The following is a 22,132-nucleotide window of genomic DNA, read 5'->3' on the forward strand; positions in this document are numbered from 1 at the left end:
TTTTTCAGACGGCCTTATATATGAAACATCGAATATCAACACGCTAAAAGGATGTCAGAAATGACGGAGCATAACGAACAACATCAACACGAAGCAGAAGAAGCGGCAGCCGTAGAAACTGCCGAAACCGTTGAAACCGAACAAGCCGAACCGACTTACGAAGAACTTCAGGCGCGTGTCGCCGAGTTGGAAGGCCAGCTCAAAGACAGCGAATTGCGCGGTCTGGCAAACGAGCAAAACCTGCGCCGCCGCCATCAGCAGGAAATCGCCGACACCCATAAATTCGCCGGACAAAAATTTGCAGCAGAAATGTTGCCGGTTAAAGATTATCTCGAAATGGCGCTGCTGGACCAAAGCGGCAATTTCGATGCACTGAAAATGGGCGTGCAAATGACTTTGAACGAGCTGCAAAAAGCATTTGATGCCACACACATTAAAGAAATCAACCCGCAGCCGGGCGACAAACTCGATCCGCACCAACATCAAGCCATGCAGGCAGTCGTCAGCGAGCAAGAGCCGAATACCATCGTCAGCGTGATGAAAAAAGGCTATACATTGGCCGACCGCGTGCTGCGTCCTGCAATGGTTGTCGTGGCGAAAAAAGAAGATTGAAGGCATCGCTTGATAAAGTTTATCAAGCATAAAATCTTCAGACGGCCTTATCCGGTTTCAAAACCCGATGTTCCGCTATTGGAAAATCATTCCGATAAACCGGAATCGGAAAATGAAAACCGGGCCGTCTGAAAAAAGAATAAACGGCTTGTGGATAAATAAATCAAGCACTTGAATTTAATCTTAAAAAAAATTCAAAATAGGCCTTGAAAAAAAATGAAGCAACCTTATTTACAAGCCATCGGAACGAAATGTTCCACAGGATTATTAATTAAGAAAAGTTTATTTAGGAGCAACATAATATGGCAAAAGTAATCGGTATTGACTTAGGTACAACCAACTCTTGTTTGGCCATTTCTGAAAACGGTCAAACCAAAGTAATCGAAAACGCAGAAGGCGCACGCACCACTCCTTCCGTTATCGCTTATTTGGACGGCGGCGAAATCCTCGTCGGCGCACCTGCAAAACGCCAAGCGGTAACCAACGCTAAAAACACTATTTACGCGGCCAAACGTTTGATCGGCCACAAATTTGAAGACAAAGAAGTACAACGCGACATCGAATCCATGCCTTTTGAAATCATCAAAGCCAACAATGGCGACGCATGGGTAAAAGCACAAGGTAAAGAGCTGTCTCCTCCTCAAATTTCCGCAGAAGTTTTGCGTAAAATGAAAGAGGCTGCCGAAGCTTACTTGGGCGAAAAAGTAACCGAAGCCGTGATTACCGTTCCTGCCTACTTCAACGACAGCCAACGTCAAGCAACTAAAGACGCAGGCCGCATCGCAGGTTTGGAAGTAAAACGCATCATCAACGAACCGACCGCAGCCGCTTTGGCATTCGGTATGGACAAAGGCGACAGCAAAGACCGTAAAATCGCCGTGTATGACTTGGGTGGCGGTACTTTCGATATTTCCATCATCGAAATCGCCAACATCGACGGCGACAAACAATTCGAAGTATTGGCAACCAACGGCGACACCTTCTTGGGCGGCGAAGACTTCGACCAACGCTTGATCGACTACATCATTGACGAGTTCAAAAAAGAACAAGGCATTGATTTGAAACAAGACGTCATGGCTCTGCAACGCCTGAAAGAAGCTGCCGAGAAAGCCAAAATCGAATTGTCCAGCGGTCAGCAAACCGAAATCAACCTGCCGTACATTACTATGGACGCAACCGGTCCGAAACACTTGGCCATGAAAATTACCCGTGCCAAATTCGAAAGCCTGGTTGAAGATTTGATCCAACGTTCTATCGAGCCTTGCAAAATCGCATTGAAAGATGCCGGCTTGAGCACCAGCGACATCGACGACGTGATTTTGGTCGGCGGTCAGTCCCGTATGCCGAAAGTACAAGAAGCCGTTCGAGACTTCTTCGGCAAAGAGCCTCGCAAAGACGTGAACCCTGACGAAGCCGTTGCCGTAGGTGCAGCAATTCAAGGCGAAGTATTGAGCGGCGGCCGCAGCGACGTATTGCTGCTGGACGTAACCCCTCTGTCCTTGGGTATCGAAACCATGGGCGGCGTGATGACCAAGCTGATTCAAAAGAACACTACTATTCCGACTAAAGCGTCTCAAGTGTTCTCTACTGCCGAAGACAACCAAAGCGCGGTAACCATCCATGTGCTGCAAGGCGAACGCGAACGCGCTTCTGCCAACAAGTCTTTGGGTCAGTTCAACTTGACCGACATCGCACCTGCACCACGCGGTATGCCACAAATTGAAGTTACTTTCGACATCGACGCCAACGGTATCTTGCACGTTTCTGCCAAAGACAAAGGTACCGGCAAAGCCGCCAACATCACCATCCAAGGTTCTTCAGGTTTGAGCGAAGAAGAAATCGAACGCATGGTGAAAGATGCCGAAGCCAACGCTGAAGAAGATAAAAAACTGACTGAATTGGTCGCTTCACGCAACCAAGCCGAAGCCCTGATTCACTCCGTGAAAAAATCTTTGGCCGACTACGGCGACAAACTCGATGCTGCCGAGAAAGAAAAAATCGAAGCAGCGTTGAAAGAAGCTGAAGAAGCCGTTAAAGGCGACGACAAAGCCGCTATCGATGCTAAAGCCGAAGCTTTGGGTACTGCCAGCCAAAAACTGGGCGAAATGGTTTACGCTCAAGCGCAAGCCGAAGCACAAGCAGGCGAGGGCGCACAAGCCGAGTCTTCTGCCAAGAAAGACGACGACGTTGTAGATGCCGACTTTGAAGAAGTAAAAGACGACAAAAAATAATTGATGCCGTCTGAAAAAGCGCGAATCGAAAGGTTCGCGCTTTTTGTTGTTTGGGGAATGTGTAAAGACGCTTTGTCAAAATTGACGGTAAACTTTCAAAACCTTATTGCATCATTGTGTTGCCATACTTCTATTGCCGAATTTTGAACAGATTTCGCCGAATGCTGACAGCAGCTGACAGTCAAAGCCATTAATATTTGTCCATCGCTTGAGTGCGAATAAATGCTTATTTTTACCTCAAATCAACCTCTTGAAAGAAGATAAATATGAAAAAACTGATTCAAATGACCTCTTTGATGGTTGCCGCTGCCGGTTTGGTCTTGGCACCAGTCGCTTCTGCGCATGGCAAACACGACATGCATCCGAAACAAGAGCGTATGCACACAAAAGCCAAACCGCAAAAAATGAAAAAACCTGCACCTAAAGCCAAACACCACGCACCGAAGCCCAAACATCATCAAGAGCATCGCCATGAACCTCATTAAGATGAATCCTCAACAATAAATAAGGCCGTCTGAAACCCAAACATCAGTTTTCAGACGGCCTTCGGTTTATCTGTTAAATAGCGCTTTGCCGTTTTTCTTGTGCCAAACGGGTCGGCTCCAGCCAGGCAATGTTTCTCTCTGCCAGCGCATCGCGCCAATAATCCAGTTTGGTATCCAAATCTTTAGAGAAACTGTCTTGATTCAAAAGTTGAATGATAACGCCGCTATCCGTAGCTTCGGCCAAGCGGCTGATTTGACGCAGAATGCCGCGATCGGGAACAGTTTGCGTGCGTACGCCGATGAGAAGTTGCGCCGGAGTTTGTTTCAATTCGGCTTCCAATTGTTCCAAATCTTTTCTGCCGGCGACTACGCCTTTGTCTATCCACTCTTGCGCCAAAACGCCGGAAAACCAAAGCGGATCAGGCCATTCCGTTTCCAGTGTAACAGCCCATTTGGGCGCATTATTCAGCGTAATTTTGGATGAAACGGGAACGATGTTTTCCTGAAAATCATCGGCATCGACAATCTTCGTCTGCCATGTGCGGAGAATGTTTTGATAGTAGGGCCGATTCAGATCCAAACGTTCGCGAAGGGTTTTTAAAGTAATCTTGCAAGCCAGCCAAGCAATCAAGCGAGGCAGAATGCCATAGCAGATAATGCTGCCGATGAGTAAACCCGCCCAAGCGCGCGCATCTTCGATATGATTGTTCAGACGGCCTGCAATTACGGCCTGACTGTCGGGAACAGGAAAGCCCAAACGTTCCGGCAGCCATGACAAAGCCTCAACCGTTTTCACCAATGCCGTATTGCTTAAAAGCGTACTTTCCCAGTTGAACGTATATTGACGCACCAAAAGCAGCAGCAAAACAGAAACCAACATCCCCGACAGCGTACAAAGCCACAGACTGTGTGAGGTTGCGCCAATCAGCCAACGCGTTTGCGGTTTGCGCCATTCGCCCATATAAAGCCGCAAAATTGCCTGATTGACCGGGTCTTTACCTCGGAACCAAGTTGCCGGACTGCTGATAAAGTGCACATTTTTCAAACGCAGGAATAAAGTCGCCAGCCACACCAGCAGCATGACCGTATTCATGCCCAAAATCCCGGCCAATACCAGAAAAAAGTTCAGTCCCTGATTGTCCATCAACAGATAAGTGCTGGAAAAACCGACCGTAAACAACAACGTCGCCGCAACAATCCAAAGCCAAAACGAGCCTGTCTCCACCTGTTGCAACACATATTTCAAATGCTTGTCGCGGTCGATAATTTGAGCGCGGCGTATCAGTTTTTCCTCATTGCCGCCGTCAATATGTCGCAACGCTTCCGTCGCCTGCACAGGATCTCCCGGAAAAATATAGGCACGCTCTTCAAGGATACGGACCAACTCGACAAGTTTTTGCGATGGATTCAACATAAATGATAGGCCGTCTGAAAGATAAAATGGAAACGTCTGTTATACCCACAAATAAACCCCTTTTTTGCAAAGGTCAAAAAATTAAAAGCAGTTTTGATTTTGGGTATATAGTGGAATAGATGTAAAAAAAGCAGCCCGAAAGCTGCTTATTTTGAGTGTGGTGCGGACGGAGAGACTCGAACTCTCACACCTCGCGGCGCCAGAACCTAAATCTGGTGCGTCTACCAATTTCGCCACGTCCGCACTAATTTGAATCGTGGATTATACACAAGATTAATGGGGGCGCAAAGTCTTGTTTGCTTGAATTTGTCGGTTTATCCCTTATATAATGACTTATTCCGGCCGTCTGAAAGCAGGGTTTGTTTTCAGACGGCCTCAACTTTCCATTTGGTGAGGAAGGGCTGATGCCTGCTTTATTGATTAAAGATTTTTTGCAGACGCAAGGTTTGAAGTTGCCTGCGGATGAGATACATGTTGCTTATTTGACTGCCCAGGCTGTGATTAAAATGGGCAATGCTTCGGTTGAGCGTTCGATTTTGTGGCCGTCTGAAGACGGTTGGCAATTGGCGGATTATGTCGATGCCGAACATGAATTATTGCTGAAACAGATTTTTATGGCTTTGGATTCAGTTGCCGAGCGCACCGAGCATTTGAAAAGTGCAGCGGTTTATACTGCGTTTCCGAAAGATGGTGCGTTGTCGCTGGTTCGGCTGAGCCGTTGGGGCGTGCCGTTGGAAAATGTGATTCCAATCGATGAGCCGGCCGGGCAGGCTTTTTTGGCTGTGCGTACGGCGCAAAGCGGCTGGATGAATGTTTGCCAGAATGTGGCGTATTGGCAGGAAATCGGTGAATTATCAGCCGAACGTAATCATCCCGGCTTGAGTCAGATTTCTGTTCCTGTTTGTATGCCCAGCGGTGCGGTTTTGGGTGTGGTACATGCTGAATTTGATGTCAAAGACGGTGCGCCTGACGAAGTATTGGTGGCCTGGATTGCCCTTGCATTGGCCTTGGCGGAACCTTTGAAAAACCTCTTAGGCGTGGCTGAAAACGAGGAAGCGGAAAATGAGTAACGCGTTGAAGTTTGTCGCGTCATGCCGTTTGCCTACGGAATGGGGCGAATTTACCATGCACGGCTTCGAAGAAGAGGGCGGACAGGAACATGTTGCATTGACAATGGGCGATGTTTCAGACGGCCTGCCTGTGTTGTCGCGTATTCATTCCGAGTGCTTGACCGGCGATGCTTTATTTTCGGTGAAATGTGATTGCGGCCCTCAGCTTCAAGCAGCGATGCAGGCCGTTCAGAAAGAAGGGCGCGGTGTTATCGTATATTTGCGCCAAGAAGGCAGGGGCATTGGTTTGATAAACAAAATCCGTGCTTATCGACTGCAAGACCAAGGCTTGGATACGGTTGAGGCCAATGTTGCGCTCGGCCTTCCTGTTGATGCGCGCGACTTTACTTTGGCCAAGCAGATTTATGATTATCTGAATATTCGTGAAGTCAGGTTGCTGACTAATAACCCTGAGAAAATTCAAACGTTGAAAGATTCCGGCATTAATGTGGTTGAACGCATTGCATTACATGTCGGCGAAAATGTGGAAAATGAGCGTTATCTGCATACCAAAGCGGATAAATTGGGGCATTTGATTTTTGATTGATAGATGGGTATAACGGTTATTTTTATTGTTAAATAAAATATTCTATATTCTTTCAATGGGATATGTTTTTATTTAAATAAAAACCTTGCGCGTAATCTGATTTTTTGATTTAATGTCGGCTTATCGGGTGATTAGCTCAGTTGGTAGAGCGTCTGCCTTACAAGCAGAATGTCGGCGGTTCGACTCCGTCATCACCCACCAAGTTTCCTTTTCATTGTCTTTGACAGTGGATGCGCGGTGGTAGCTCAGTTGGTTAGAGTACCGGCCTGTCACGCCGGGGGTCGCGGGTTCGAGCCCCGTCCGCCGCGCCATTATTTAAAAAGCACTGATTATATCAGTGCTTTTTTGTTTGTCTTATTAAAGGTTAAAGGCAAAATTAAGCCGCGAAAATAGAAACCGGTAAATAACAGCAGTGTATAGAAATTGAAATATTGTTAATCTTAATTTTCTTATGTTTTAAAAAAGGCCGTCTGAAGCTTTTAAAGTTTCAGACGGCCTTTAGTCTATTGAAACAATGGATTAAATATCCAATTCTGCCGTATCGCCTTCTTTTTCCATCCATGCGCGGCGGGCGGCGGCTTCGCCTTTGCCCATCAGTTTGACGAAGATGTCGCGTGTTTCGTCATCTGCGCCTTCGGGGATTTGTACCTGCAACAGGCGGCGGGTGTCAGGGTGCATGGTGGTGTCTTTGAGCTGGTCGGGGTTCATCTCGCCCAAGCCTTTGAAACGGCTGATGGAATAAGCAGTTTCTTTAACGCCTTCTTTTTGCAGTCGCTCCAAAATGCTGTCGAGTTCGTTTTGGTCGAGGGCGTAGAATTTGCGGGCGGGTTTGCTCTTGCCTTGTGCGTTGACATCGACGCGGAACAGCGGCGGTTGGGCGACGTAGATGTGTCCGTCGGCAATCAGTTTCGGGAAGTGGCGGTAGAACAGGGTCAACAGCAAAACTTGAATATGCGAGCCGTCCACGTCGGCATCGGACAGGATAGCGATTTTGCCGTAACGCAGGCCGCTTAAATCGGGATTGTCGTTGATGCCGTGCGGATCGACGCCGATGGCGACGGAAATATCATGGATTTCGGCGTTGCCGAAGAGTTGGTCGGGGTGGACTTCGAAGCTGTTGAGCACTTTGCCGCGCAGGGGCAGGATGGCTTGGGTGGCTTTGTCGCGGGCGAGTTTGGCGGAGCCGCCGGCGGAATCGCCTTCGACGAGGAAGAGTTCGTTTTCGCGGATGTCTTCACTTTCGCAGTCGGTCAGTTTGCCGGGCAGGACGGCGACGCCGCTGCCTTTTTTCTTTTCAATCTTTTTAACCGAACGCATCCGCGCTTGTGCCTGACGGATAGCGAGTTCGGCGATTTTTTTGCCGAAGTCCACGTTTTGGTTCAGCCACAATTCCAAAGGGTCGCCCGATACGGCGGCAACGAGTTTCAGCGCGTCGCGGTTGGTCAGTTTGTCTTTGGTCTGACCTTGGAACTGCGGGTCGAGGACGCGGGCAGAGAGGACGAAGGCAGTTTTGCTGAACACGTCGTCGCTTTGCACTTTTACGCCGCGCGGCAAGAGATTGTGCAGATTGATGAAGTTGTTGACGGCGTTGAACACGGCTTGTTTCAAGCCTGCTTCGTGCGTGCCGCCCAACGGAGTAGGGATGAGGTTGACGTAGCTTTCGTTGGCGCACGAGCCTTCTTCCAGCCAAGTCAGGGCAAACGCAGCGCCTTCGCCGATGCTGAAATCGCCGTTGTGGCCGTCTGAAATGTAGTTTTCACAGGAGAAGATAGGCACGGCTTCCTGCGCGTCGGCAATCAGGTCGGTCAGATAGCTTTTCAGGCCGTCCGGGTAGTGCCAAGTTTGGGTGTATGCTTCGTCTTCGCCTTTAACCGGACGGGTCAGAGAAACGCGCACACCTGGCAGCAATACAGCTTTGGCGCGCAATAAGCGTTCGAGTTCGGGAATGCTGTAATTCGGGCTTTCAAAATATTTGCCGTCTGGCCACACGCGCACTTCGGTGCCGCTGTCTTTGACGGCGCATTTGCCCACTTCAGTCAAAGGCTCGATGACGTCGCCACCGGAAAAGACGATGCGGTGGATTTTGCCTTCGCGTTTGACCGTTACCTCAAGGCGGGTGGAGAGGGCGTTGGTCACGGATACGCCGACGCCGTGCAGGCCGCCCGAAAAGGCATACGCGCTGCCGCCGTCTTTTTTATTGAACTTGCCGCCTGCGTGCAGACGGGTGAACACGAGTTCGACTACGGGTACGCCTTCTTCAGGGTGCAGGCCGACGGGAATACCGCGGCCGTTGTCGCGCACGGAAAGCGAACCGTCTTCATGAATTTGCACGTCAATTTCAGTTGCGAAACCGCCCAACGCCTCGTCCGCCGCGTTATCAATCACTTCCTGACAGATATGGGTCGGGCTGTCGGTACGGGTGTACATGCCGGGACGTTCTTTGACCGGCTCCAAACCTTTGAGGACGGTGATGCTGGATTCGCTGTATTGATTGTTTTTAGCCATAGGAATAATGTAAAGGCCGTCTGAAAGGATGAAAAACAACGCTTTCAGACGGCCTGAAAGCGTTGGGGTTATAGGTTTTCTATTGGATTGCGACGGATAAATTCTTCATAGCTTTCTATGCCGCGCAAGAAACGGGAAAGTTCGGTCAATGCGCCCAAATACACGCCGCGCTTGAAGTCGATGACTTCGTCAACCGGCGCCCAGTATTGATGCCAACGCCAGCCGTCGAATTCAGGATGATGGCAGGCGCGGAGGTTGACGTCGCTGTCGCGGCCGACCAAACGCAAAAGATACCAAATCTGTTTTTGTCCGCGATACGAACCGCGCCATTCGCGGCGCACCCAGTGGCTGGGCACGTCATAGCGCAGCCAGTCGCGCGTGCGGCCGATAATTTTGACATGTTGCGGCAGCAGGCCGACTTCTTCGTACAACTCGCGGTACATGGCGGTCTCCGGACTTTCGCCCGGCTTGATGCCGCCTTGCGGAAACTGCCAAGAATGTTCGCGTACGCGTTTGCCCCAAAAGACTTCGTTACGTTCGTTAATCAGGATAATACCGACATTGGGGCGATAGCCTTCTCTGTCTAACACGGGGTCGCCCTTCATTAAATTCAATCGTGCAATTTTCCCACAAATTGGGCGGTTTTGACAAATCTTGAGGCCGTCTGAATAAGCATACAGTTTTTTCCAGACGGCATGAAACCGTTTCTGAAAAAATGTTGTTTATGAATAAAACCATAGCTTCAGGCCGTCTGAAAAGGGAGAATTTTTTCTGCTTTAAGGTCTTGCATTCAAAAGCTTTTTGCCGTTTAATGCAGACCTTGCTGAATCAAGGGCAAAGGACACATGCCGGCCGCCCCCACAGTTTCCCTTTTGTAAGTGGCATCTGCCACCGCTGCAATATTTTTACCCCCCGAACAAAAGGTCTGAAACCATGAAAAAATCTTTGATGGCGGCGGCAATCGTGAGCCTCGTCTTGACTGCGTGCAGCGGCGGACAAGGAACCGCCGCAGAATCTTCCGCATCTCAAACTTCCTCTTCCCAAACCGATAAACTCAATATCTACAACTGGTCGGATTATGTCGATCCGGCCACGCTGTCTGCGTTTGAAAACAAAACGCATATCAACGTCCGCTACGATTACTACGACAGCAACGAAGCGCTGGAAGCCAAGCTGCTGACCGGCAAGTCGGGTTATGACCTGGTTGCGCCGTCTATTGCCAATGTCGGCCGTCAGATTAAAGCCGGCGCGTATCAAAAAATCGACAAATCGCAAATTCCCGATTACGCCAATATCGATCCCGATTTGTTAAAAATGATGGAAACCGTCGATCCGGGCAACGAATATGCCGTCCCTTATTTCTGGGGTATCAATACGCTGGCGATTAACAAACAGCAGGTTCAAAAGGCTTTGGGTACGGACAAGCTGCCTGAAAACGAATGGGATTTGGTGTTCAACCCTGAATACACCCGAAAACTGAAATCCTGCGGCATCAGCTATTTCGACAGCGCCATCGAGCAGATTCCTTTGGCTTTGCATTATTTGGACAAAGACCCGAACAGCGAAAACCCTGAGGACATCAAAGCCGCCGTCGATATGATGAAAAAAGTGCGTCCCGACATCAAACGCTTTACCTCGTCCGGCTATATCGACGATATGGCTGCCGGCAACCTTTGCGTATCGGTAGGCTATGGCGGCGACCTCAATATTGCCAAAACCCGTGCCAAAGAAGCCGGAAACGGCGTAGAAATCGAAGTATTGACACCGAAAAACGGCGTCGGTATTTGGGTGGATTCGCTGATGATTCCGCGTGATGCGCAAAACGTGGCTAATGCACACAAATACATCAATCACACGCTCAACCCGGAAACGGCGGCCAAAAACGGCAACTATGTGACTTATGGCCCGGCCAGCCGTCCGGCGCGGGATTTGATGGATGAAAAATACACCTCTGACGAATCGATTTTCCCAAGTAAGGAATTGATGGAAAAAAGCTTTATCGTCTCTCCCAAGTCAACCGATGCGAGCAAACTCAGCGTTCGCCTGTGGCAGGCTTTGAAAGCAGGGCGATAATTAAAATTGAAATTTGAATACTCAGGCCGTCTGAAACAGTTTTTCAGACGGCCTGAGTGTTATAATTGTCAACATTTTTCAAATATCCTATGAGGAGAAACAGCGTTATGAACAATTCAGTCATCACCGTCATCGGTAAAGACCGTGTGGGCATTGTGTACGACGTTTCCAAAATTTTAGCGGAAAACCAAATCAATATTCTCAACATCAGCCAACAGCTGATGGACGATTTTTTTACCATGATTATTTTGGTAGACACTTCAAAATGCACCAAATCGCGTCAAGGGATTTTGGATTTGTTTGCGGAAGAGAGCAAAAAACTCGCGCTTGATATCCGTATGCAAAACGAAGAAATTTTCCAAGCCATGCACCGTATTTAAGTCGGAGGGAGAGCCATGAGTATTCAATCCGGCGAGATTTTAGAAACCGTCAAAATGGTGGCCGACCAGAATTTTGACGTGCGCACCATTACCATCGGCATTGATTTGCACGACTGCATCAGCAGCGATATCAATGTGTTGAACCAAAACATTTACAATAAAATCACCACGGTCGGCAAAGACTTGGTCGCGACGGCGAAACATCTGTCTGCCAAATATGGCGTGCCGATTGTGAATCAGCGCATTTCCGTCACGCCGATTGCCCAAATCGCCGCGGCCACCCATGCTGATTCTTACGTCAGCGTGGCGCAAACTTTGGACAAGGCAGCCAAAGCGATAGGCGTGTCTTTTATCGGCGGCTTTTCCGCGCTGGTGCAAAAAGGTATGTCGCCTTCAGATGAAGTGCTGATCCGTTCCATTCCCGAAGCCATGAAGACTACCGATATCGTATGTAGCTCCATCAATATCGGCAGCACGCGCGCCGGTATCAATATGGATGCGGTCAAGCTGGCAGGCGAAACCATCAAACGCACGGCCGAAATCACGCCCGAAGGTTTCGGCTGCGCCAAAATCGTCGTGTTCTGCAATGCGGTGGAAGACAATCCGTTTATGGCGGGCGCGTTTCACGGCTCGGGTGAAGCGGATGCCGTTATCAATGTCGGCGTATCCGGTCCGGGTGTCGTAAAAGCCGCGTTGGAAAACTCAGATGCAACAACATTGACCGAAGTTGCGGAAGTCGTGAAGAAAACCGCTTTCAAAATTACCCGCGTGGGCGAACTCATCGGCCGCGAAGCTTCAAAAATGCTGAATATCCCGTTTGGTATTCTCGACTTGTCGTTAGCACCAACCCCTGCCGTCGGCGACTCGGTGGCACGCATTCTTGAAGAAATGGGCTTGAGCGTCTGCGGTACGCACGGCACGACAGCGGCTTTGGCCTTGCTGAACGATGCCGTGAAAAAAGGCGGCATGATGGCTTCCAGCGCGGTCGGCGGTTTGAGCGGCGCGTTTATCCCCGTTTCGGAAGACGAGGGCATGATTGCCGCTGCCGAAGCTGGTGTGCTGACGCTGGACAAACTCGAAGCCATGACCGCTGTCTGCTCCGTTGGTTTGGACATGATTGCCGTCCCCGGCAACACGCCTGCGCACACGATTTCCGGTATCATCGCCGATGAAGCCGCCATCGGCATGATCAACAGCAAAACCACTGCTGTGCGCATCATTCCGGTAACCGGAAAAACCGTCGGCGACAGCGTCGAGTTCGGCGGCCTGCTGGGCTACGCACCTGTAATGCCGGTTAAAGAAGGTTCTTGCGAAGTGTTCGTCAACCGAGGCGGTAGAATCCCGGCTCCGGTTCAATCGATGAAGAACTGATTGGATTGATAAACAAAAGGCCGTCTGAAATTGATTTTCAGACGGCCTTTTATGTTTGCAGGCTGATTATTTGAACATATTTTTAATAATGCCCATTACGCTGCGTGAAATGGCGTTGGTTACTTGGCGGTTGATTTGGCTGCCGATGGCATCGGCAACGTTGTAGCCCAAACCTTGGCCGGATTTTTTACGTCCGCCGCTCAAGCCGCCGAGCAATCCGCCGAGGATGCCGGGATCGGCATTGGCGGCTTCTTTTTCTGCGGCTTTTTGTGCTTTCTCCTGCTCTTTGGCAGCATTTGCGGCTTCTTTTTCAGCGGCTGCTTGGCTGTCTGCTTCGGCTAAGGCTTCAAAGGCGGAATAGTTGTCCACCATGTCTTTGTAGGTCGGATATAAATCGTCGTTTTGGAACAAGCGGTTGCGCTCTTCGGCGGCAAGCGGGGTCAAGGAAGATTGCGGCGGCAGGACGAGCGCGCGTTCTACCGGCTCGGGCATACCTTTTTCGTCGAGGAAGGAAACGAGTGCTTCGCCGACGCCCAGTTCGGCAATCGCTTCGGCAACTTTGATATTCGGATTGCTGCGGAAGGTTTCGGCGGCGGCTTTGACTGCTTTTTGGTCGCGCGGCGTGAAGGCGCGCAGGGCGTGTTGTACGCGGTTACCTAGTTGGCCGAGAATGGTGTCGGGCAAATCGAGCGGGTTTTGGGTGACGAAATATACGCCCACGCCTTTGGAGCGGATCAGGCGCACGACTTGTTCGATTTGTTCGACCAGTGCATTGGCGGCATTGTCGAACATCAAATGCGCTTCGTCGAAGAACATCACGAATTTTGGTTTGTCCAAATCGCCGACTTCGGGCAGGGTTTCAAACAATTCTGCCAACATCCACAGCAAAAACGCGCTGTACATACGCGGCGAGCGCATCAGTTTTTCGGAATTGAGGATGTTGATGACGCCTTTACCGTTGTCGGTCTGCATCCAGTCTTGCAGGTTGAGGGAAGGTTCGCCGAAGAATTTTTCTGCGCCTTCGTTTTCCAAAGTCAGCAGTTGGCGTTGAATCGCGCCGATACTGGCGGCGGAGACGTTGCCGTATTGCGTACGGTATTCCGAAGCGTGGTCGGAAACGTGTTTCAGCATGCTGCGCAGGTCTTTCAAGTCCAGAATGTGCCAGCCTCTGTCGTCGGCAACTTTGAACACGAGGTTGAGCAGGCCTTCCTGCGTGTCGTTCAGATTCATCAGGCGAGCCAAAAGCATAGGGCCCATTTCGGAAACGGTTACGCGTACGGGAATACCGGTTTCGCCGTAAACATCCCAAAAGCGCACGGGGAAACTTTGCAGCCATTGCTCGCCCAAATCAAACTCGGCGATGCGTTCGCCCACTTTGCCGCTGTTGGCACCGGCTTGCGCGATGCCCGACAAATCGCCTTTGACATCGACCAAGAATACAGGGACGCCTTCGCTGCTGAAGGCTTCCGCCATGCGGCGCAGGGTAACGGTTTTACCCGTACCGGTCGCACCGGCGATCAAGCCGTGGCGGTTGGCCATTTTGCCTTGGATTTCGAGCGTTTTCCCGTCGGCACGCGCAATTTGAAATGTAGTCATGATTATTCCTTAGAATCCGTGATGTGAAACAATGTGTTGTCTTAAAAAACAAGCATTTTAACGTTTGCGGCGGGGGGATTCAACCAAACGAAGTTTCAGACGGCCTTAAGTTTTGCAAAGGTTTTTGTGCAGTGATTGGACGGGGTTGAAATCTGCTATAATTCCATCCAATCCGCAACCGTCTGACAAGGCGGTTGTTTTCTTTGTTTTTTGAATATTTGTTACGAAAGCGAAAATCGGAATGACTGCACAACAAGCCCCTTTGGGCGAAAAAACCATGGCCGTGCTGATGGCGATGTTGGTCGCGCTGATGCCGTTTTCTGTCGATGCCTATCTGCCTGCGATTCCCGAAATGGCGAAGTCGCTGGGTTCGGACATCCACCGTATTGAGCAAAGCCTGAGCTTTTTTATGTTTGGCGTGGCGTTTGGCCAGGTGGTCGGCGGTTCGATTTCGGATATTAAAGGCCGCAAACCTGTCGCCTTGGTGGGCTTGAGCATTTACTTTGCCGCCGTTGTCGGTTTGACGATGGTGAATAATGTCGAGCAGCTGCTGAACTTGCGTGCCGTGCAGGCGTTTGGCGCAGGGATGACCGTGGTAATTTCCGGTGCGATGGTGCGCGATTATTATTCCGGACGCAAAGCCGCGCAGATGTTTGCCTTAATCGGTATTATTTTGATGATTGTGCCGCTGATGGCGCCGATGATTGGTGCGGGCTTGCAGAATTTGGGCGGCTGGCGCATGATTTTCGGTTTTCTGGCCTGCTATTCGCTGCTGCTTTGGGGATTGATGTGGTATTTCCTGCCCAAGCCGCACCAAAAAGGCAAAATCAGCATGGACGTGTTCGGCGTGGTGGCCGGCAGGTTTAAACGTGTTTTGAGGACGCGTGCCGCGATGGGCTATTTGTTTTTCCAAGCTTTCAGTTTCGGTTCGATGTTTGCTTTTTTGACCGAATCGTCGTTCGTGTACCAACAACTGTATCATGTTTCACCAAACCAATATGCTTGGATATTTGCGCTCAATATCATTACCATGATGTCGTTTAACCGCGTTACCGCGTGGCGTTTGAAAACCGGTACGCATCCGCAAAACATCCTCAAATGGGGCATTATCGTCCAATTTGTCGCCAATTTGCTGATGGCTGTTTTGGTGTTGTTACTGTCTTTGCCGCCTTTGTGGGCTTTGGTGCTGTGCGTGATGTTTTCAGTCGGTACGCAAGGCTTGGTCGGTGCGAACACTCAAGCCTGCTTTATGAGCTATTTCAGCGCAGAGGGCGGCAGCGCAAATGCGGTTTTAGGCGTGTTCCAATCCCTTATCGGCGCATCGGTCGGTATGGCCACGACTTGGCTGCATAATGGTTCTGCCTTGGTAATGGCCGGTATGATGTTGAGCTCGACCGTGTGCGGTATCGTACTGTTGTGGGTTTGCTCGCATCAGGCTTGGATGGAAAACGATAAAAAAGAATATGTTTAACCTTCAGGCCGTCTGAAAAACGGTTTCAGACGGCCTTAACTCTATATTGAAGAAATTAACCATGAGTACCAGCAAACAACGCCCCATCGGCGTATTTGATTCCGGCGTCGGCGGCTTGACCAATGTCCGCGCCCTGATGGAACGCCTGCCGATGGAAAACATCATCTATTTTGGCGATACTGCACGCGTTCCCTACGGCACCAAATCCCGCGCCACCATCGAAACCTTCGCCATGCAGATTGTCGATTTCCTGCTGGAAAACGATGTCAAGGCACTCGTCATCGCGTGCAACACCATTGCCGCCGTTGCCGGACAAAAAATCCGCCAAAAAGCAGGCAATATGCCTGTATTGGACGTCATCTCCGCCGGCGCGGAAGCCGCTTTGCAAACCACCAAAAACAACCGAATCGGCATTATCGCGACCAATACCACAGTCAACAGCAACGCCTATGCGCGCGCCATCCATTCGCAAAACAACGACACGCTGGTGCGCACGCAAGCCGCGCCCCTGCTTGTGCCATTGGTGGAAGAGGGCTGGCTCGATCACGAAGTCACCCGTCTGACCGTGCGCGAATACCTGAAGCCGCTTTTGGCTGACGACATCGACACGCTGGTGTTGGGTTGTACCCACTTCCCACTGCTCAAACCGCTTATCGGCCGTGAAGCACAAAATGTTACCTTGGTCGATTCCGCCATCACCACCGCCGAAGCCACCGCCAAAGCCTTGGCGCAAGCAGGTTTGCTGAACACGGAAAACGACAATCCGGATTACCGTTTCTACGTCAGCGACATCCCACTGCGCTTCCGCACCATCGGCGAACGCTTCTTGGGTAGAAGTATGGAGCAGATTGAGATGGTAACGTTGGGTTGATTGGAAATATTAAAGGCCGTCTGAAAGGTAAAAATAAGAAGGTCGTCTGAATATTAACAGACGACCTTTTTTCATATTTTGGTTTTCAATAGACGTAAAGACATTAAAAATCTTACAAACCTAGATTTATCAGCGTAGCCCATAACAACATTTTTTGATATAGCCATTTCAATAACTGTATCAGCATATCTTATTTGTTCATTAATACCATTAGATGGTTTTATTTCATCATGTGCATAAAATATAATAACTTCATGACCAATTTTAAAAAGGTTAATATCTTTTCTGTTATTTGTATAGATACTTTCATTCCATGTTCGGCCATCAGGCAATATCAGTTCGAATGAATTAACCGAGTCTTGGCTATCTTGGCCTGCTTTATAGCATCTTTTTATTACTCCTCTAATAATATTTGTTTTCATCACTTTGTTTTTTATATTTTCCCACCAGAGTTCAGATCCATATAACCCTAAATTCCCTTTTAAACCAACATGCGGCTTATTGGGGTCTAGGGTTACTTGTTGAACCAGATGCATAAAGCTTGGATCTCTTTCTATTTCAATAGAAAGATCATAGACTAATTTAAAATCCTCATTAATATCTAGTAACATATGTACTCCTAAATTTTCAAACTTTGTTCTTATTGTAATCTCAAAAACAAATAGATTTGAGAATTCAATCTATATTTTATTGTGCACAATACCAAGGCCGTCTGAAATCCAGTTTTCAGGCGGACTTATTGTTTATTCACTCAAAATCTAACAGTCAAACTCGGCGATTACCGGTGCATGGTCGCTGGGGCGTTCTTGGGCGCGGGTTTCTAGGTCGACGGTGACGTCGGTAAGGTTGGCGGCAAGTTCGGGGCTGGTGAGGATGTGGTCGATACGCAGGCCGAGTTTGCGTTGGAACATGGCGCCGCGGTAGTCGAACCATGTGTAGAACGCGCCTTCGGGGTAGACTTTGCGCAGGCTGTCGGTCAGGCCGAGGTCGAGCAGGTTTTTAAACCATTGTCTTTCGATGGAGGAACAATGGATTTTTTCGTGCCATTTCTCGGGGTCGTAGCAGTCGGCATCGGCCGGGGCGATGTTGAAGTCGCCGAGCAGGATGAGTTTGGGGTGTACGGCCATTTCGGCGTGGACGAACTCGGTCAATGCGGCAAACCATTGTTCTTTGTATTGGAATTTGGGACTGTCCAGGGCTTCGCCGTTGACGCAATAGACGTTGATGATGCGCACGCCGTTGATAGTGGCGGCGATGACGCGGCGTTGCGGGTCGTCGGGTAGGGTGGGCAGGCCGCAATGTACGTCTTGCGGTTCGTGGCGGCTGATGATGGCGACACCGTTGTAGGTTTTTTGGCCGCTCCAGACGCAATGCCAGCCCATCATTTGCAGGGCGGCGGCCGGGAATTTGTCTTGGTCGAGTTTGAGTTCTTGTAAGGCGAGTATGTCGGCTTGGTGGTCGGCCAGCCAGTTTTGTACTTGGGGCAGGCGGACGTTGAGGGAATTGACGTTCCAAGTGGCGATTTTCATGATGTTTCCGTGTGTGCTGTTGGGTGGGAAGACGGCGGATGGCGCCTGTGGGCATGGGCGGTATTGTATAGCGGATTGGTTTATTTTTCGATATGGGTTGAAAGTGGCAGGCCGTCTGAAAGCTGATGTTTCAGACGGCCTTGTTGTTGTGATGTGGAATAATTTGTTTATTCGGCAGGGTCTTTGAGCGTGCGCAGGGTATTGAGGATGGTGATGGCTTCTTCGGAGATGAGGCGGTATTCGATGATGCGGTGGTAGCGCGTGAAATCGATGATGCCTTCGGTGCGCAGGCGTGCGAGGTGGTTGGCGATGCCGGTCGGGGAGGAGCCGAGTGCTTGTGCTAGTTCGGTAATGCTGCGGTCGCCGTCGAGCAGCAGGAAAAGGATGGCCATGCGTTCGGGGTTGGCAATCAGTTTGAGAATGGTAGAGAGACGTTTGATTTCCATGTTTTTGTTCCTTTTGTTATATGAACGCTTGATATTGGTTAAATTGAGATGATTGTAGTTCTTATTACGATTATTCTTATAATTCAAAATCTTAAGTTGGAAGTGTACACGGTTTTGTAAATTTTGAGAGTATTGTGTTGCAATTTTTTTGTTAATTTTTGATATTTTGTTTCGGTTGCAAAACTGGATTGAAAAGAGACGAAAAGGCCGTCTGAAATGTTCCGTTGCAGATGATTTTTGCTGACGGATTTTTCAGACGGCCTTTGATTTGGCTTTAAGTTGTTTTTTCTTTTGTAATTATTTGGTTTGGATGGATTAATTGGTTTTAAACGAATAATGGGTTTTTATGCCAAAGGCTATGCGTCAAGGGCTTTCAGCCGCTTGGGCGTGTTGTCGAAATGCGACTACTTTTTCTTCCAGCCTGCGGTCATGGCGAAGGTGATGGGATCGTAGTATTTCGGCAGCTTGGACGGAATGCCTACATCGTTACGGTACACGACGCGGTAGCGGTCGGCGAACCAGTTTGGAACGATGGTGTATTGGTGGCGGATCAGTCGGTCGAGCGCGCGCGAGGTGGTTTGCAGCTCTTGGCGGTTAGTAAAGCTGTTGAAATGGGTCAGCAGTTTTTCAACCGCGGGATGGCAGACGCCGGAAAGGTTGCGGCTGCCTTCGGTTTTGGCGGCGGCGCAGCTGAAGTAGTCGTATTGCTCGTTGCCGGGGCTTTCGCTGTTGCCGTAGTAGCCGGTGGTTACGTCAAAATCGAAGTCGTTCATGCGTTTTTGGTACACGGCGGAATCGGCGGTGCGCACGTTCATGGTAATGCCGATTTTGGCGAGGTCGCGCTGCCATTTGGCGGTAATGCGTTCATAGTTTTTGCTGGGGGCGAGGAATTCAAAGGTCAGCGGTTTGCCTTGTTTGTCCACTGCTTTGCCGTTTTTGTATTGATAGCCGCCTTTTTCAAGCAGGGCGCGTGCTTTGAGCAGGTTCGGACGCACGCCCAGTTTGGGGTCGGTAACCGGCGGCATAGGGACGTCTTGATCCAATACGCCCTCGGGCAGCTTGGTACCCAATGATTTGAGCAATGCGGTTTCTGCACGGTCGGGCTTGCCGGTTGCGGCCATGGTGCTGTTGGTGAAGAAGCTGTCGGTGCGGCGGTATGCGCCGTAGAAGATGCGGCTGTTGACGCTTTCGTAGTCGAAGCTTTCAATCAAGGCGCGGCGGACGTAAATATTGTCCAAGGGCTTGTGGCGCATATTGATGACGAAGCCTTGCATGCCTGCGGTGCTGTTTTGCAGCCATTCGTGTTTGGACAGGTTGCGTTTTTTGAGGACTTCGTCGGAGTAGGCGCGCGCCCAGTTGCGGGCGACGTTTTCTTGTACAAAGTCATATTGGCCGCCTTTTAACCCTTCGATGCGGACAACTTCGTCTTTGACGTATTTGATGCGGATGTGGTCGTAGTTGTAGCGACCTTTGCGCACGGGCAGGTTTTGCGCCCAGTAGTTTTTGTCGCGGACAAACTCGCTGATGCGGCCGTTTTCGGCTTTGGCAAAACGGTAGGGGCCGGAACCAATGGGCAGGCTGTTGGGCGCGGCAGCCAGTCCTTTTGGATAGCTTTTATGCGAGAAGACGGGCAGGCTGCCGAGAATCATGTGCAATTCTGAGTTGCGCTGCTTGAAGCGGAACACGACGGTACGATCGTTGGGCGTTTCTACTTTGGCCACGTCGCTCCAGTAGAAGTGGTACATGGGGGCGGCGGCTTTGTCTTTGGTCAGGATGTTAAATGAAGCGGCAACGTCTTTGGCCAAAACGGGGTCGCCGTTGTGGAATTTGGCTTTGGGGTTGATTTTGAAGGTAACGGAAAGGCCGTCCGGCGCCAAGGCGATGTCTTCGGCAATCAGACCGTAAACGGCGTAAGGTTCGTCCATGCTTTGCTCGGTCAGGGTGTCGAGCGTCAGCATGCTGATGCCGTATTCGTGGTTGCCTTTGAGGGTAAAGGGGTTAAGCGTGTCAAAAGCACCGAGGAAAGGCGTGGTAAATGTGCCGCCTTTGGGGGCGTTGGGGTTGACGTATTCGAAAGCAGTGAAGTTGGCCGGATATTTGGGCGGTTGGCCGAGGCCTACGCCGTGGGCGGCAAAGGCGGCAGATGGAATCAAACCGAGCAGAGAGAGTAGGGCTGGTGTTTTCATCTATTTTTCCTTGTAGGTTGAATATTGTATTCAGTGGTGTGCCGATTATAGCAAAGGCCGTCTGAAACTTGATATTTTTGCTTTCAGACGGCATCAGGTTTAAGAGGATTGCTTTTTCGTATGGGCGCCGAACTCGGCAAGCGTCATGTTCAAAGTTTCCAAGCAGGGCTGCATGATGTGGTCAACCGTTTGATTGACTTTGTCTTTGTTGAGCGTTTGCGGGCGGTAGACAAAGAGTTTGAACAGCTCCGCCAAGTCGATGGACTCCGCCCCCGTTTTCAAGACCCAGCCTTGGCGGCCGGAATAGACATAACCGTGTCGCGCCAGTTTTTCCAAAAGCTCGCCCAATTCGTCAAAGCCCATATTGATATGCCGTCTGAACTCCTGCACCGGCAATGCCTTGCCGTTTTGTTGGGCAGAATCGAGCAGCAGCAGAATTTTCAATACATCGTCAAAGCGGCCGCGTGCATCCAGACTGCGGCGGAACGCTTCGCCGCGCCAGTAGGACAGGGACGAGGTCAAAACCGCGCCGCCCAATACCAGCGTCCATAACAGGTTGAGCCACAACAGGAAAAAAGGTACCGCGGCAAATGCGCCGTAAATCGATTTGTAGCCGTCAAAGTTGCCCATGTACCAAGCGAACAAAAAGCGTGCCGTTTCCAAGCAAAACGCCGTTACGGCCGCGCCGACCAAAGCATGGCTGGCCGGTACGAAACGGTTGGGCACAAAGCGGTACAAGCCCCACAGCAGCGCCGTAATAAATGAAACCGTAGTGATAACCCTCAGCCATTCCGAGCCGCCCACCAATTGCACCTGGCCGATCACGACCGACAAGCCCACGCCCAAAGACAAAGGCCCAAACGTCAGCAACGCCCAATACACCAAAAACTGCATCATCCAGGGCCGTTGCGAATTAACGCGCCAAATCCGGTTGAACGCATTGTCTATCGTCCGAATCAGCATCAGCGAGGTTACGACCAACATCACACTGCCGATGGCCGTCAGCTTGGTGGCCTTATCGCGGAACGCATTGATGTAGTCAAACACCATATCCGCGCCCTGCGGCACAATGGTGCGGTTGATAAAAGAGACAAATTCCCCCGACCATTGGTCGAAAACAGGGAAGGCCGAAGCGATGACGACCATCACCGTCAACACGGGCACCAAAGCCAAAAGCGTCGTAAACGTCATGCTTGCCGCCACCTGCGGCACACGCTCGTCATCAAAACGGCGCACGACAAACCAAGCAAACGCCACGCCCTTACTTTTCAAAAAATCTTGCCACCATTGCGAAAACGGCATAACC

General features: G+C 50.2%; 19 protein-coding genes and 3 tRNA genes. 12 read left to right on the forward strand and 10 right to left on the reverse strand.

The genetic code is table 11. From position 1 onward, the window contains the following. The first annotated feature begins 51 nt into the window (after window positions 1–51). The 3 genes from grpE to ACTHUG_RS10165 all read left to right on the forward strand — a co-directional run bounded on the left by grpE (window position 52) and on the right by ACTHUG_RS10165 (window position 3,328). Window positions 52–612, forward strand: a complete 561-nt coding sequence (gene grpE, locus ACTHUG_RS10155) for a nucleotide exchange factor GrpE (protein ID WP_003747507.1) — start codon at window positions 52–54, stop codon at window positions 610–612. A 302-nt stretch (window positions 613–914) separates the two neighbouring features. Then, entirely contained in the window at window positions 915–2,843 is a 1,929-nt protein-coding gene (dnaK, locus tag ACTHUG_RS10160) for a molecular chaperone DnaK (protein WP_049348822.1), read from the forward strand. A 266-nt stretch (window positions 2,844–3,109) separates the two neighbouring features. Next, window positions 3,110–3,328, forward strand: coding sequence for a hypothetical protein (locus ACTHUG_RS10165; RefSeq protein ID WP_440386693.1), 219 nt, complete (start codon window positions 3,110–3,112; stop codon window positions 3,326–3,328). A 73-nt stretch (window positions 3,329–3,401) separates the two neighbouring features. On the opposite strand, the gene ACTHUG_RS10170 is transcribed toward ACTHUG_RS10165, so the two are convergent. Both ACTHUG_RS10170 and ACTHUG_RS10175 read right to left on the reverse strand, forming a co-directional pair. After that, the gene (locus ACTHUG_RS10170; protein WP_440386694.1) at window positions 3,402–4,742 is read right to left on the reverse strand and encodes a DUF2868 domain-containing protein; all 1,341 of its coding nucleotides are present in this window, start codon (window positions 4,740–4,742) and stop codon (window positions 3,402–3,404) included. A 158-nt stretch (window positions 4,743–4,900) separates the two neighbouring features. Next, window positions 4,901–4,985: transfer RNA gene (locus tag ACTHUG_RS10175), tRNA-Leu, on the reverse strand. A 161-nt stretch (window positions 4,986–5,146) separates the two neighbouring features. Here ACTHUG_RS10175 and ACTHUG_RS10180 point away from each other — a divergent pair. The 4 genes from ACTHUG_RS10180 to ACTHUG_RS10195 all read left to right on the forward strand — a co-directional run bounded on the left by ACTHUG_RS10180 (window position 5,147) and on the right by ACTHUG_RS10195 (window position 6,709). Continuing rightward, window positions 5,147–5,812 (forward strand): hypothetical protein, encoded by a 666-nt coding sequence (locus ACTHUG_RS10180; protein WP_314577082.1) that lies wholly within the window; start codon window positions 5,147–5,149, stop codon window positions 5,810–5,812. Continuing rightward, entirely contained in the window at window positions 5,805–6,398 is a 594-nt protein-coding gene (gene ribA, locus ACTHUG_RS10185; RefSeq protein WP_296115311.1) for a GTP cyclohydrolase II, read from the forward strand. The genes ACTHUG_RS10180 and ribA overlap by 8 nt, the downstream gene beginning before the upstream one ends. A 125-nt stretch (window positions 6,399–6,523) precedes the next feature. Then, a tRNA-Val gene (locus ACTHUG_RS10190) sits at window positions 6,524–6,599 on the forward strand. 33 nt (window positions 6,600–6,632) lie between these two features. After that, window positions 6,633–6,709, forward strand: a tRNA-Asp gene (locus ACTHUG_RS10195). Window positions 6,710–6,917: 208 nt separating this feature from the next. Here ACTHUG_RS10195 and parE read toward each other — a convergent pair. Both parE and ACTHUG_RS10205 read right to left on the reverse strand, forming a co-directional pair. After that, on the reverse strand, window positions 6,918–8,903 hold the full coding sequence (gene parE / locus ACTHUG_RS10200; RefSeq protein WP_049347957.1) for a DNA topoisomerase IV subunit B: 1,986 nt from the start codon (window positions 8,901–8,903) through the stop codon (window positions 6,918–6,920). Between the two features lie 68 nt (window positions 8,904–8,971). Further along, window positions 8,972–9,508 (reverse strand): RNA pyrophosphohydrolase, encoded by a 537-nt coding sequence (locus ACTHUG_RS10205; protein ID WP_003747493.1) that lies wholly within the window; start codon window positions 9,506–9,508, stop codon window positions 8,972–8,974. Window positions 9,509–9,836: 328 nt separating this feature from the next. Here ACTHUG_RS10205 and ACTHUG_RS10210 point away from each other — a divergent pair, with 328 nt between their 5' ends. From ACTHUG_RS10210 to ACTHUG_RS10220, 3 genes are all read left to right on the forward strand, one after another. Next, window positions 9,837–10,976: a polyamine ABC transporter substrate-binding protein gene (locus tag ACTHUG_RS10210; RefSeq protein ID WP_440386695.1), complete on the forward strand. Its 1,140-nt coding sequence runs from the start codon at window positions 9,837–9,839 to the stop codon at window positions 10,974–10,976. Window positions 10,977–11,083: 107 nt separating this feature from the next. Further along, window positions 11,084–11,356 (forward strand): ACT domain-containing protein, encoded by a 273-nt coding sequence (locus ACTHUG_RS10215; RefSeq protein ID WP_440386696.1) that lies wholly within the window; start codon window positions 11,084–11,086, stop codon window positions 11,354–11,356. A 15-nt stretch (window positions 11,357–11,371) separates the two neighbouring features. Next, complete coding sequence (locus ACTHUG_RS10220; protein ID WP_440386697.1) at window positions 11,372–12,727, forward strand: PFL family protein; 1,356 nt, start codon at window positions 11,372–11,374, stop codon at window positions 12,725–12,727. Between the two features lie 66 nt (window positions 12,728–12,793). Here ACTHUG_RS10220 and ACTHUG_RS10225 read toward each other — a convergent pair whose 3' ends face one another. Then, window positions 12,794–14,323 carry a helicase HerA-like domain-containing protein gene (locus ACTHUG_RS10225; RefSeq protein ID WP_314058676.1) on the reverse strand — a complete coding sequence of 510 codons (1,530 nt, stop codon included), beginning with the start codon at window positions 14,321–14,323 and terminating at the stop codon, window positions 12,794–12,796. Between the two features lie 241 nt (window positions 14,324–14,564). On the opposite strand from ACTHUG_RS10225, the gene ACTHUG_RS10230 reads away from it, so the two are divergent. Both ACTHUG_RS10230 and murI read left to right on the forward strand, forming a co-directional pair. Then, entirely contained in the window at window positions 14,565–15,794 is a 1,230-nt protein-coding gene (locus ACTHUG_RS10230; protein WP_440386698.1) for a multidrug effflux MFS transporter, read from the forward strand. A 61-nt stretch (window positions 15,795–15,855) separates the two neighbouring features. Then, entirely contained in the window at window positions 15,856–16,665 is an 810-nt protein-coding gene (gene murI / locus ACTHUG_RS10235; protein WP_003747483.1) for a glutamate racemase, read from the forward strand. 71 nt (window positions 16,666–16,736) lie between these two features. Here the strand turns inward: murI and ACTHUG_RS10240 are convergent, their stop codons facing one another. The 5 genes from ACTHUG_RS10240 to ACTHUG_RS10260 form a co-directional block, all read right to left on the reverse strand. Further along, complete coding sequence (locus tag ACTHUG_RS10240; RefSeq protein WP_049331754.1) at window positions 16,737–17,276, reverse strand: hypothetical protein; 540 nt, start codon at window positions 17,274–17,276, stop codon at window positions 16,737–16,739. A 147-nt stretch (window positions 17,277–17,423) separates the two neighbouring features. Next, window positions 17,424–18,194 carry an exodeoxyribonuclease III gene (gene xth, locus ACTHUG_RS10245; protein ID WP_440386699.1) on the reverse strand — a complete coding sequence of 257 codons (771 nt, stop codon included), beginning with the start codon at window positions 18,192–18,194 and terminating at the stop codon, window positions 17,424–17,426. Window positions 18,195–18,361: 167 nt separating this feature from the next. Further along, entirely contained in the window at window positions 18,362–18,640 is a 279-nt protein-coding gene (locus ACTHUG_RS10250; RefSeq protein WP_150537119.1) for an ArsR/SmtB family transcription factor, read from the reverse strand. A 404-nt stretch (window positions 18,641–19,044) separates the two neighbouring features. Further along, window positions 19,045–20,826, reverse strand: a complete 1,782-nt coding sequence (locus ACTHUG_RS10255) for an extracellular solute-binding protein (protein ID WP_036493920.1) — start codon at window positions 20,824–20,826, stop codon at window positions 19,045–19,047. A gap of 99 nt (window positions 20,827–20,925) precedes the next feature. Then, the gene (locus ACTHUG_RS10260) at window positions 20,926–22,128 is read right to left on the reverse strand and encodes a YihY family inner membrane protein (RefSeq protein ID WP_440386700.1); all 1,203 of its coding nucleotides are present in this window, start codon (window positions 22,126–22,128) and stop codon (window positions 20,926–20,928) included. Window positions 22,129–22,132 lie beyond the last annotated feature (4 nt).

Origin of the sequence: Neisseria sp. P0022.S009 (assembly GCF_051956675.1) — a bacterium.
In the GTDB taxonomy this organism is placed as follows: domain Bacteria; phylum Pseudomonadota; class Gammaproteobacteria; order Burkholderiales; family Neisseriaceae; genus Neisseria.

Bases quoted from the DNA above. Each gene is read 5' to 3' on its own strand.
- grpE (WP_003747507.1), top strand. From the start codon at position 52: ATGTCAGAAATGACGGAGCATAACGAACAACATCAACACGAAGCAGAA.
- dnaK (WP_049348822.1), top strand. From the start codon at position 915: ATGGCAAAAGTAATCGGTATTGACTTAGGTACAACCAACTCTTGTTTG.
- ACTHUG_RS10165 (WP_440386693.1), top strand. From the start codon at position 3,110: ATGAAAAAACTGATTCAAATGACCTCTTTGATGGTTGCCGCTGCCGGT.
- ACTHUG_RS10170 (WP_440386694.1), bottom strand. From the start codon at position 4,742: ATGTTGAATCCATCGCAAAAACTTGTCGAGTTGGTCCGTATCCTTGAA.
- ACTHUG_RS10180 (WP_314577082.1), top strand. From the start codon at position 5,147: ATGCCTGCTTTATTGATTAAAGATTTTTTGCAGACGCAAGGTTTGAAG.
- ribA (WP_296115311.1), top strand. From the start codon at position 5,805: ATGAGTAACGCGTTGAAGTTTGTCGCGTCATGCCGTTTGCCTACGGAA.
- parE (WP_049347957.1), bottom strand. From the start codon at position 8,903: ATGGCTAAAAACAATCAATACAGCGAATCCAGCATCACCGTCCTCAAA.
- ACTHUG_RS10205 (WP_003747493.1), bottom strand. From the start codon at position 9,508: ATGAAGGGCGACCCCGTGTTAGACAGAGAAGGCTATCGCCCCAATGTC.
- ACTHUG_RS10210 (WP_440386695.1), top strand. From the start codon at position 9,837: ATGAAAAAATCTTTGATGGCGGCGGCAATCGTGAGCCTCGTCTTGACT.
- ACTHUG_RS10215 (WP_440386696.1), top strand. From the start codon at position 11,084: ATGAACAATTCAGTCATCACCGTCATCGGTAAAGACCGTGTGGGCATT.
- ACTHUG_RS10220 (WP_440386697.1), top strand. From the start codon at position 11,372: ATGAGTATTCAATCCGGCGAGATTTTAGAAACCGTCAAAATGGTGGCC.
- ACTHUG_RS10225 (WP_314058676.1), bottom strand. From the start codon at position 14,323: ATGACTACATTTCAAATTGCGCGTGCCGACGGGAAAACGCTCGAAATC.
- ACTHUG_RS10230 (WP_440386698.1), top strand. From the start codon at position 14,565: ATGACTGCACAACAAGCCCCTTTGGGCGAAAAAACCATGGCCGTGCTG.
- murI (WP_003747483.1), top strand. From the start codon at position 15,856: ATGAGTACCAGCAAACAACGCCCCATCGGCGTATTTGATTCCGGCGTC.
- ACTHUG_RS10240 (WP_049331754.1), bottom strand. From the start codon at position 17,276: ATGTTACTAGATATTAATGAGGATTTTAAATTAGTCTATGATCTTTCT.
- xth (WP_440386699.1), bottom strand. From the start codon at position 18,194: ATGAAAATCGCCACTTGGAACGTCAATTCCCTCAACGTCCGCCTGCCC.
- ACTHUG_RS10250 (WP_150537119.1), bottom strand. From the start codon at position 18,640: ATGGAAATCAAACGTCTCTCTACCATTCTCAAACTGATTGCCAACCCC.
- ACTHUG_RS10255 (WP_036493920.1), bottom strand. From the start codon at position 20,826: ATGAAAACACCAGCCCTACTCTCTCTGCTCGGTTTGATTCCATCTGCC.
- ACTHUG_RS10260 (WP_440386700.1), bottom strand. From the start codon at position 22,128: ATGCCGTTTTCGCAATGGTGGCAAGATTTTTTGAAAAGTAAGGGCGTG.